Source organism: Agromyces sp. NPDC056965 (assembly GCF_042673425.1).
In the GTDB taxonomy this organism is placed as follows: Bacteria; Actinomycetota; Actinomycetes; order Actinomycetales; family Microbacteriaceae; genus Agromyces.
This window is the reverse complement of record NZ_JBHURI010000021.1, coordinates 43658-52929: the sequence shown is the minus strand read 5'-3', so window position 1 is coordinate 52929 and position 9272 is coordinate 43658. Positions and strand designations below refer to the sequence as shown.

Here is a 9272-nt window from a genome sequence, read left to right as displayed (position 1 = left end):
CTGTAGACCAGCCAGCGGCGCAGGGCCGCGCCGAAGGCCGGGGGCTCGTGGGCCTCGATGTCCCGCACCTCCAGGCACCGAAGCCATGACCGACACGAACACCGGAGGCAGCCTCACCGACGGCCTCGACGAGCTCGCTCGCGCGCTCGACCGCGAGCATGTCTTCCACTCCTGGTCGACGCAGGCGAATCCGTCGGGCCTCGTGATCGCGAGCGGTCGCGGCAGCCGGGTCTGGGATCACGCGGGCCGTGAGTACCTGGACTTCTCGAGCCAGCTCGTGAACGTCAACATCGGACACCAGCATCCCTCGGTGGTGCAGGCGATCCGCGAGCAGGCCGAGCTCCTCACCACGGTCGCCCCGTCGACCGTGAACCTCGCCCGCGGCGAGGCCGCCAAGCGCATCGTCGAGCGCGCGCCATCCGGATTCCGCAAGGTGTTCTTCACCAACGGCGGCGCCGATGCCAACGAGAACGCGATCCGCATGGCGCGCCTGCACACCGGCCGTGACAAGGTGCTCTCGACGTACCGCTCGTACCACGGCAACACCGGTGCGGCCATCGTCTCGACGGGCGACTGGCGCCGCATCCCCAACGAGTTCGCCCGGGGCCACGTGCACTTCTTCGGGCCCTATCTCTACCGCTCCGAATTCTGGGCGACGACGCCCGAGCAGGAGTCCGAACGGGCCCTGCAGCATCTCCGCCGAGTCATCGAGGCCGAAGGGCCCTCGTCGATCGCGGCGGTCCTGCTCGAGACGATCCCCGGCACCGCCGGCATCCTCGTGCCGCCGCCCGGATACCTCGCCGGCGTGCGCGAGCTCTGCGACCGGCACGGCATCCTCCTGATCCTCGACGAGGTGATGGCCGGGTTCGGCCGCACCGGCCGCTGGTTCGCCTTCGACGGCCACGACGTGCGACCCGACCTCATCACCTTCGCGAAGGGCGTGAACTCGGGGTACGTGCCGGTCGGCGGCGTGATCATCTCCGACCCGATCGCAGCGACGTTCGACGACCGGGTGTTCCCCGGCGGACTCACCTACTCGGGGCATCCGCTCGCGATGGCCTCGATCGTCGCCGCGCTCGACGCGATGATGTCGGAGGGCATCGTCGACCACGCCCGCGAGATCGGCGCGACGGTCATCGGCCCGGCACTCGTCGAACTCGCGGAACGGCACGCCATGATCGGCGAGGTGCGCGGCGAGGGCGTGTTCTGGGCGATCGAGCTGGTCGCCGACCCCGCGACCCGCGAGCCGCTCCCCGCGGCGGCGATGGGCCGTCTCAAGTCCGCGCTCGTCGAGCGCGGGCTCCTGCCGTTCGTGCAGGACAACCGCATCCACGTCGTGCCGCCGTGCGTCGTCACGGCCGACGAGGTCGCCGACGCGATGGCGATCTACGACGACGTCTTCCGCACCGCACTCGAAGGAGAGGGCTGACCCATGAGCCAGACAGACCAGACACAGGCAGACCAGAACGACCGGGCGGGCCGAACGGCCGCATCGCTCGCCGAGACCCAACCGCTGGGCGCCGAGCTCGTCACGATCGAGCACTGGATCGACGGGGCATCCGTCGCCGGCGACTCCGCCCGCAGCGGACCCGTCTACAACCCCGCTCGCGGCGTCGAGCAGAAGCGCGTGCGCTTCGCGTCGACCGACGACGTCGACGCGGCCGTGGCGGCGGCGGCCCGCGCGTTCCCCGCGTGGCGCGACACCTCGATCGCCAAGCGCCAGCAGGTGATGTTCGCCTTCCGCGAGCTGCTCAACGCCCGCAGCGGCGAGCTCGCCGCGATCCTCACGAGCGAGCACGGCAAGGTGCTCTCCGACGCGGCCGGCGAGATCGCCCGCGGCCTCGAGGTCGTGGAGCTCGCGTGCGCGATGCCGGGGTACACGAAGGGCGAGTACTCCGAGAACGTGTCGACCGGCATCGACGTGTACTCGACGAAGCAGCCCGTGGGCGTCGTCGGCATCATCAGCCCGTTCAACTTCCCGGCGATGGTGCCGCTGTGGTTCTTCCCGCTCGCGATCGCGACCGGGAACACGGTCGTGCTGAAGCCCTCAGAGAAGGACCCGTCGGCGGCGATCTGGCTCGCTCGCCTCATGCAGGAGGCCGGGCTGCCCGACGGCGTGCTGAACGTCGTGCACGGCGACAAGGTGGCCGTCGACGCGCTGCTCGAGCACCCCGTCGTGCGTTCGATCTCGTTCGTCGGCTCGACCCCGATCGCGAAGTACATCTATGCCACCGCGACCGCGAACGGCAAGCGCGTGCAGGCCCTCGGCGGAGCGAAGAACCACATGCTCGTGCTGCCCGACGCCGACCTCGACCTCGCGGCCGACGCCGCGGTCAACGCCGGCTTCGGCTCGGCGGGTGAGCGCTGCATGGCGGTCTCGGTCGTGCTCGCGGTCGACTCGGTCGCCGACGAGCTGGTCGAGAAGATCAGCGAGCGGATGTCGCGGCTCACCACCGGCGACGGCACCCGCGGCTGCGACATGGGGCCGCTCATCACCCGCGAGCATCGCGACAAGGTCGTCGGCTACCTCGACGTCGCGACGGCCGACGGGGCGACGGTCGTGGTCGACGGTCGCGAGACGCCGATCGACGGCGACGACGCGGGGTTCTGGCTCGGCCCGACCCTCGTCGACAAGGTCTCGCTCGAGTCATCCGTCTATCGCGACGAGATCTTCGGGCCGGTGCTCGGGATCGTGCGCGTCGACGGCTACCAGGAGGGGCTCGAGGTGATCAACGCCTCGCCCTACGGCAACGGCACGGCGATCTTCACGAACGACGGCGGCGCCGCCCGGCGGTTCCAGCGCGAGGTGACGGTCGGCATGATCGGCATCAACGTGCCGATCCCCGTGCCGGTCGCGTACCACTCGTTCGGCGGCTGGAAGGACTCCCTCTTCGGCGATGCCAAGGCCTACGGTGCGCGCGGCTTCGACTTCTTCACGCAGGAGAAGGCGGTGACGTCGCGCTGGCTCGACCCGAGTCACGGAGGACTGAACCTGGGGTTCCCGCAGCACGACTAGACGTGCGCCGAGGGGCCGGCCGACCTGGCGGGCGAGGAGAATGGAGTCGTGCGCGTAGAGATCCTCCACATCGACGACTGCCCGAACACCGCGAAGGCGGGCGATGCGGCACGGGCGGCGCTCGACGCGATCGGGCTCGCCGACATCGCCGTGGAGTTCGTGCTGTTGACCACCCCGGAAGCGGCTCGCGAGACTCCCTTCGCGGGCTCGCCGACGATCGCCGCCGACGGCCGGGACCTCTTCCCATCCGACGGTGCGACCGAGTCCCTCGCCTGCCGGGTCTACCCGACGCCCTCCGGCCTCGCCGGTGTGCCGACGGTCGAGCAACTCGTCGAGGCGCTGCGAGGGCGGGCGAGCGGCAGCTAGCTCGAGCGGACGGGCCGCCCGAACGCCGCGATGCGCATGGCGGCCTCGGGCGTCGCGAAGGCCGCGCCGATGGTGCGCGCCTCGTCGTCGAGGGCGACCTGGAAGTCACGGGTGAGGCCTGAACGTACGAGGCGCTTGGCCTGCCCGAAGGCCGCGGTCGCTCCATCGATCCACGACTGCGCGATCTCGCGGGCTCGCGCCTCGAGCGCCTCGGCGCGCACGACCTCGGCGACGAGTCCCCAGTCGAGCGCCTCGGCGGCGGTGAGGGTGCGCGAGGTCAGCGTGAGCTCGAGGGCGCGCCGGGTTCCGACGGCCTCGGGCAGCAGTGTGCTGACGCCGCAGTCGGGCGTGAGCGCGACATCCGCGTACCGGCTCGCGAACGTCGCGTGCTCGGAGGCGACGATGAGGTCGGCGACGAGCATGAAGCCGAGCCCGCCGCCTGCGACCGGGCCCTGCACGGCGGCGACGATCGGCTTGGAGCTCTCGCGGAGCGTGCGGTGGCCGTCGTGGATCGCGTCGGCGAGCGCCGTGATCGTCGCAGCGGCGGACTCCTCGCCGCTCGACTCTGCTGCGGCTGCCAGCTCGGACATCGCCCGCACGTCGCCGCCCGCGCAGAACGCCCGGCCGTTGGCGTCGAAGAGCACGGCGCCGATGTCGTCGCGCTCGGCGATCTCGTGGGCGAGGCCCTGCCAGCGACGGATCGCCTCGGGGTCGACGGCGTTCAGCCGGCTCGGCCGGTTGAGGGTGAGGCGGGCGAGCCCACCCTCGACTTCGAACAGGATCGCGTCATCGCTCATGAACGTGGAGTCTACTTCGCAGCTCGGGACCCTTCGTGTCGCACGGGACCATCGACAACCGGGGTCCGGTGCGACACGAGCCGTCCCGAGCAGGTGGCGCGGACGGCGTCCGCTCGGCTCAACCGGTCGCCGCCGCGTGCGCCTGCTCGAGCCGCGAGGCGCGCGCGACGAGCACGTCGAGCACCGTGCGCACGGCGAGGCGCTCCGCGACATCCGGCCGCACCAGCGCCACGATCTGCCGGGCGGATGCCACGCCGCGCAGCGGCTTCAGCACGATCGAATCGGGCACGGCGCCGCTCGTGAACCGTGGCACGAACGCGATGCCGAGGCCCGCCTCGATGAAGGCCTCGATGATGCGCATGTCGCTGAACCGCTGGCTGACGTTCGCCCGCTGGCCCGCCTGCTGCTCGATCGCGTGCAGGATGCGTTCGAACGGGAAGCCGGGCGGCACGCCGAGCCAGGTCTCGTCGACGAGATCGGCGGGCGTCAGGTGCGCTCGCCCGGCCAGGCGGTGGTCGGCGGGCAGGCCGATGTCGAGCGGCTCGGTGAGCAGCGGCACGGCCTTCAGGCCGCGGCCGCCCCACGGCAGCACCCCGGGCATGGTGTGCGCGAGCACGATGTCGAAGTCGGAGGTGAGGTCGGCGAACTCGGCGAGCTCGGGGTCGAGGTCGGTGGCATGCACCACGAGCCCGGCGACCTGCGCGAGGTCGGTGAGCACCGCGGGCAGGAGCGTCGCGCCGACCGTTGGGAAGGTGAGGAGCGAGACCTCACCGCTCGGGTGGTTGCGGAACTCGTCCCACAGGGCGGTCGCGCGCTCGAGGGCGATCGCGACATCGGCCGCGCTGCGGGCGAGGGCGTGCCCGGCGCTCGTGAGCACGACGCCGCGGCCGCTGCGCTCGGTGAGGGGCATTCCGGCCTCGCGCTCGAGCACCTTGAGCTGCTGCGACACCGCCGACGGCGTGCGCCCGGTGGCCTCGGCGACGGCCGTCACGCTGCCGCGTTCGGCGAGCTCTCGCAGCAGGTCCAATCGCCGCACATCCATGTAGCCAGCCTACATCGTCATTGTAGAATCGTAAGCTTGTGCTGCACTATCATTCGCGATTCAATTGAGGTGTCGAACTCGTGCAATGGGGCATCGATCGCTCGATCTCCCGCTCGTACTTCGAAAGGAATCACCATGTTCAGTGTCATCGTGCTTCTCGGCGCCGTCTCGGTCGCCGCCATCATCGGCTCGGTCGTCGTCACCGCTCGTGACGGTTACCGTCGCCAGCCGCGAGAGACGTTCGCGCGCACCGTCTAGGTCCGCGAATTCCGGGGGTCCGTTCCCCGGATCGCAGGACCGTTGCACGGAAGAGGGGCAATCCTCTTCCAGATGCGCGGCCCTGCTGCAGGGCCGCCGCGCGGGGGAGGGACACCCCGCGGGGCGGCCCTTCGTCATGCGTATCGGGATGGGATGGGGGGATCCCGATGCGTGCCGTCGCGCCTCTCGACACGGCTGACGATCTCCCGCTAGCGTGTGCCCGAAGGCTCGACGTTTGGGGGAACGATGGCGCATGTGGTTGCGACCGGCGCAGGCAAAGCGATGATGGAGCGTCGGGCCGACCCGACGCACGACTACATCTTGAAGCTCACCGGCAAGGAGCGCCCGCGCGTGCTCTTCGTCGGCACGGCGACCGGCGATGACGCCGCGTACATCGTGAGCTTCTACACGACGTACGACTCCGACCGCTGCGCACCGCATCACCTGCCGCTCTTCCATCGCGCGGTCGACGACCTCGCAGGCTTCGTGAAGGGCTTCGACGTGATCCACGTCGGCGGCGGCAACACCGCCAACATGCTCGACGTCTGGAAGCGCCAGGGCCTCGACGAGATCATGCGCGAGATGTGGGAGGACCCGAACTCGAACACGGTATTCACCGGCGGCTCCGCCGGTGGCATCTGCTGGTTCGAGGGCGGTACGACCGACAGCTACGGACCCACCCTGCAGGTGCTGCCCGAGGGGCTCGGCTTCCTGCACGGCAGCTTCTGCCCGCACTACGACGCCGAAGACCAGCGCCAGCCGCTGTTCCACGCCTCCCTGCTGAGCGGTGAGCTCGCGACGGGCTACGCGGTCGGCAACCTGCAGTCGCTGCACTTCGAGGGCTCCGAGTTCGTGACCGCCGTCAGCCCCGTCGAGGACCCGCTGGCGCTGAGGGTCGAGGCGATCGACGGGAAGATCGTCGAGACGCCCCTCCCGACGAAGGTGCTGGCCAGTACCGGCCCCATCGTGAAGGGACCCTCGTCGTGAACGACAACGTCTGGATCCTCGTCGCCGAACTGATCGTCGTCATCCTCGCGATCTACATGGGCACCCGCACGAGCGGGATCGGCCTCGGCGTCTGGGGTCTCGTCGGCGTCGCGGTGCTCGTCTTCGTCTTCGGCGAGGCGCCCGGCAACGCGCCGGTCGACGCCGTGTTCATCGTCATCACCGTCATCACCGCGGCATCCGTCATGCAGGCCGCCGGCGGCATCGACTGGATGGTCTCGATCGCGTCGAAGGTCATCAAGAAGCGACCGAAGTCGGTCGTCTTCCTGGCGCCGGCCATGTCGTTCCTGTTCACCGTCGGCGCCGGTACCGGCAACATCTTCTACCCGCTGCTTCCCGTGATCTACGACGTCTCGTACCAGCAGAAGATCCGCCCCGAACGGGCGCTGTCGGTCTCGGCCGTCGCCTCGCAGGTCGGCATCCTCTGCAGCCCGGTCTCCGCGGCCACCGCCTCGATGGTCGTGCTGCTCGCACCGCAGGGCGTCGACCTCGGCAAGCTGCTGCTCATCATGTGGCCCGCCTCGATCATCGGCCTCGGCATCGCCGCGCTCGTCATGGTGAAGCACGGCAAGGACCTCGAGGACGACCCCGAGTTCCAGCGCCGCGTCGCCGAGCACCTCGTGAAGCCGGCCGTCGTGGTCGACACGGACAAGAAGCTGCCGCGCAGCGCCGTGCTCTCGGCATCGATCTTCCTCACCGGCGTCGGCGTCATCGTGCTCTTCGGCCTCTTCGAGGGCCTCCGCCCGGTGATCGGCACGGATGACTCGGGCGACCCCGTGCGGGTCAGCATCACCGTCATCATCGAGGTCATCATGGGCGTCATCGCGGCACTCATCTTCGTGACCTGCAAGGTCAAGGCTGCGGATGTCCCGAAGCAGTCGACCTTCCCCGCCGGCATGGTCGGCGCGATCGCCCTCTTCGGCATCGCGTGGCTCGCGAACACCTTCGTCGCCGCGAACAACACGCTCATCGTCGACGGTCTCGGCTCGCTCGTCTCCGGGTCGTCGGCGTTCCTCGGCGCCCTCCTCTTCGCACTCGCGCTGTTCCTCGTCGCGATGCTCACGACGAGTCAGTCGAGCGCGACGAACGCGATCGTGCCGATCGGCATCACGATCGGCCTGCCGGCCTCGCTGCTCGTCGGCCTCTGGCCTGCCGCGATGGGCATCTACACGTTGCCCGCGAACGGCAGCCAGGTCGCCACGGTCGCGTTCGACCAGACCGGCACGACGAAGATGGGCAAGTTCGTCTTCGACCACTCGTTCCAGCTGCCGAACCTCGTCTACATCGTCGTCGCGATCCTCGTGGGCGTGGCGCTCTCCTTCGTCATCGTCTGATGGCGGAGGCGGCCGACCAGGCGCTGCTCCGCAGGTTCCTTCTCGGGCTCGCGGAGGGCATGAACGCGGCCGCCGACTCGACCGACAAGATCCGCGACACGCTCGTGAAGGTCTCGGGCGCCTACGGGCGCGACGACACCGACGTGGTGGTGCTGCCGACCGTGATCCTCATCGAGACGGGTGCGGGCGATTCGGGCAGGGTCGCGATCCGGTCGTCGGTGAACGCCTCGTTCCGCTTCGACCAGATCGCGGCGCTCTATCGGCTGATCGACTCGGCCAAGCGTGCCGAGGTCACGCCGCTCGACGGCATCACCCGACTGAACGAGATCGGCGCGATGAAGCCGTCGCACGGCTGGGTCGTGCGCACGTTCGGCCACGCCGTGCTGACCACCGGGCTCGCGCTGCTGCTCGCGCCGACGTGGCAGGGTGCGCTCGTCGCCTTCGTGCTCGGGGCGTTCATCGGCGTCGCGAAGCTCGTGCGCTCGCCGACGCTGCAGATCGTCTTCCCGGTCTTCGCGGCGTTCGTGTGCGCGACGGCGGTGTTCCTCATCGCACCGTACTTCGCGGTGGGTGATCCCATCCGGCTGCTGATCGCCCCCCTCGCGACCTTCCTGCCCGGCGGGGTGCTGACGACCGCGGTCGTCGAACTCGCGGCGGGCCAGATGCTCGCGGGCGCCTCCCGTCTCGTGTTCGGGCTCGTGCAGCTCTCGCTGCTCGCGTTCGGAATCCTCGCGGCGGGCACGCTCGTCGGGGTCGCCAGCTCCTCGTACGTGCCGCTCGACTCCGGCGAGGCCTTCCCCTGGTGGGTGTCGGTCTTCGGGGTGCTGCTCTTCGCGATCGGCAACTACCTCCACTTCTCCGCGCCGCCGCGCACGTTCGGCTGGGTGCTGCTGGTGCTCCTCGTCGCCTACAGCGGCCAGGTCGTCGGCGGCGCGCTCATCGGCGCCTCCGTGAGCGGGTTCGTCGGCGCCCTCGCGATGACCCCGGTCGTGCTGTGGGTCGCGACGTTGCGGCACGGCGCGCCGTCGCAGCTCACCTTCCTTCCTGCGTTCTGGCTGCTGGTGCCCGGAGCCGCCGGCCTCGTCGGCCTGACGGAGGCGATCGGCACCACCCGCGGCTACGAGGACTTCGCCGAGGCGCTCATCTCGATCATGTCGATCGCCCTCGGCGTGCTCATCGGCACGGCGCTCTACCGGGTCGTCCATCAGGGTGCAGAGGAGATCGCCGAGTTCCACATCGACGTGCCTGCGGGCCTCGTCGAGGAGGAGGAGCCGCCCTTCTGGGCACGACTCGTCCCCGGTACTCCGCGTTCGTTCTGGGGCCGTCGGCCGCGACGCTCGGCGGGCGATCGACGGGCGGATGCCTCGGCGCCGTCGTCGCCCGTCGCGGAATCCTCCCCTTCCTCTCAGGCAACCGGGTCGTAGAGTATTCGGGTGACCCTCCGAGAGCCTCAG

The 9272-nt window shown here is 70.0% G+C and carries 9 protein-coding genes; 7 read left to right on the top strand and 2 right to left on the bottom strand.

Annotated elements, in window-relative coordinates:
• The first annotated feature begins 85 nt into the window (after positions 1-85).
• The 3 genes from ACFTQE_RS07635 to ACFTQE_RS07625 are packed head-to-tail and all read left to right on the top strand — an operon-like array spanning position 86 to position 3382.
• Positions 86-1429 carry an aspartate aminotransferase family protein gene (locus ACFTQE_RS07635; protein WP_376924480.1) on the top strand — a complete coding sequence of 448 codons (1344 nt, stop codon included), beginning with the start codon at positions 86-88 and terminating at the stop codon, positions 1427-1429.
• 3 nt (positions 1430-1432) lie between these two features.
• Positions 1433-3016: a CoA-acylating methylmalonate-semialdehyde dehydrogenase gene (locus ACFTQE_RS07630; protein ID WP_376924479.1), complete on the top strand. Its 1584-nt coding sequence runs from the start codon at positions 1433-1435 to the stop codon at positions 3014-3016.
• A gap of 48 nt (positions 3017-3064) precedes the next feature.
• Complete coding sequence (locus tag ACFTQE_RS07625) at positions 3065-3382, top strand: hypothetical protein (RefSeq protein WP_376924478.1); 318 nt, start codon at positions 3065-3067, stop codon at positions 3380-3382.
• Here the strand turns inward: ACFTQE_RS07625 and ACFTQE_RS07620 are convergent.
• Positions 3379-4179: an enoyl-CoA hydratase/isomerase family protein gene (locus ACFTQE_RS07620; RefSeq protein ID WP_376924477.1), complete on the bottom strand. Its 801-nt coding sequence runs from the start codon at positions 4177-4179 to the stop codon at positions 3379-3381. The two genes, ACFTQE_RS07625 and ACFTQE_RS07620, sit on opposite strands and share 4 nt — an antisense overlap.
• A 118-nt stretch (positions 4180-4297) precedes the next feature.
• The gene (locus ACFTQE_RS07615; protein WP_376924476.1) at positions 4298-5221 is read right to left on the bottom strand and encodes a LysR family transcriptional regulator; all 924 of its coding nucleotides are present in this window, start codon (positions 5219-5221) and stop codon (positions 4298-4300) included.
• Positions 5222-5356: 135 nt separating this feature from the next.
• Here ACFTQE_RS07615 and ACFTQE_RS07610 point away from each other — a divergent pair, with 135 nt between their 5' ends.
• The 4 genes from ACFTQE_RS07610 to ACFTQE_RS07595 all read left to right on the top strand — a co-directional run bounded on the left by ACFTQE_RS07610 (position 5357) and on the right by ACFTQE_RS07595 (position 9242).
• A complete protein-coding gene (locus ACFTQE_RS07610; RefSeq protein WP_376924475.1) occupies positions 5357-5479 on the top strand; it encodes a hypothetical protein in 123 nt (40 codons plus the stop codon).
• 246 nt (positions 5480-5725) lie between these two features.
• Positions 5726-6466 carry a Type 1 glutamine amidotransferase-like domain-containing protein gene (locus tag ACFTQE_RS07605; protein ID WP_376924474.1) on the top strand — a complete coding sequence of 247 codons (741 nt, stop codon included), beginning with the start codon at positions 5726-5728 and terminating at the stop codon, positions 6464-6466.
• Positions 6463-7818, top strand: a complete 1356-nt coding sequence (locus ACFTQE_RS07600) for an anaerobic C4-dicarboxylate transporter family protein (RefSeq protein ID WP_376924473.1) — start codon at positions 6463-6465, stop codon at positions 7816-7818. The genes ACFTQE_RS07605 and ACFTQE_RS07600 overlap by 4 nt, the downstream gene beginning before the upstream one ends.
• Entirely contained in the window at positions 7818-9242 is a 1425-nt protein-coding gene (locus ACFTQE_RS07595) for a threonine/serine exporter ThrE family protein (RefSeq protein WP_376924472.1), read from the top strand. Before ACFTQE_RS07600 ends, ACFTQE_RS07595 begins: the two co-directional genes overlap by 1 nt.
• The last annotated feature ends 30 nt before the right edge of the window (positions 9243-9272 follow it).

Excerpts from the sequence above, each read along its gene's own strand:
- ACFTQE_RS07635 (WP_376924480.1), top strand. The coding sequence starts at position 86 with ATGACCGACACGAACACCGGAGGCAGCCTCACCGACGGCCTCGACGAG.
- ACFTQE_RS07630 (WP_376924479.1), top strand. The coding sequence starts at position 1,433 with ATGAGCCAGACAGACCAGACACAGGCAGACCAGAACGACCGGGCGGGC.
- ACFTQE_RS07595 (WP_376924472.1), top strand. The coding sequence starts at position 7,818 with ATGGCGGAGGCGGCCGACCAGGCGCTGCTCCGCAGGTTCCTTCTCGGG.
- ACFTQE_RS07605 (WP_376924474.1), top strand. The coding sequence starts at position 5,726 with ATGGCGCATGTGGTTGCGACCGGCGCAGGCAAAGCGATGATGGAGCGT.
- ACFTQE_RS07620 (WP_376924477.1), bottom strand. The coding sequence starts at position 4,179 with ATGAGCGATGACGCGATCCTGTTCGAAGTCGAGGGTGGGCTCGCCCGC.
- ACFTQE_RS07610 (WP_376924475.1), top strand. The coding sequence starts at position 5,357 with ATGTTCAGTGTCATCGTGCTTCTCGGCGCCGTCTCGGTCGCCGCCATC.
- ACFTQE_RS07615 (WP_376924476.1), bottom strand. The coding sequence starts at position 5,221 with ATGGATGTGCGGCGATTGGACCTGCTGCGAGAGCTCGCCGAACGCGGC.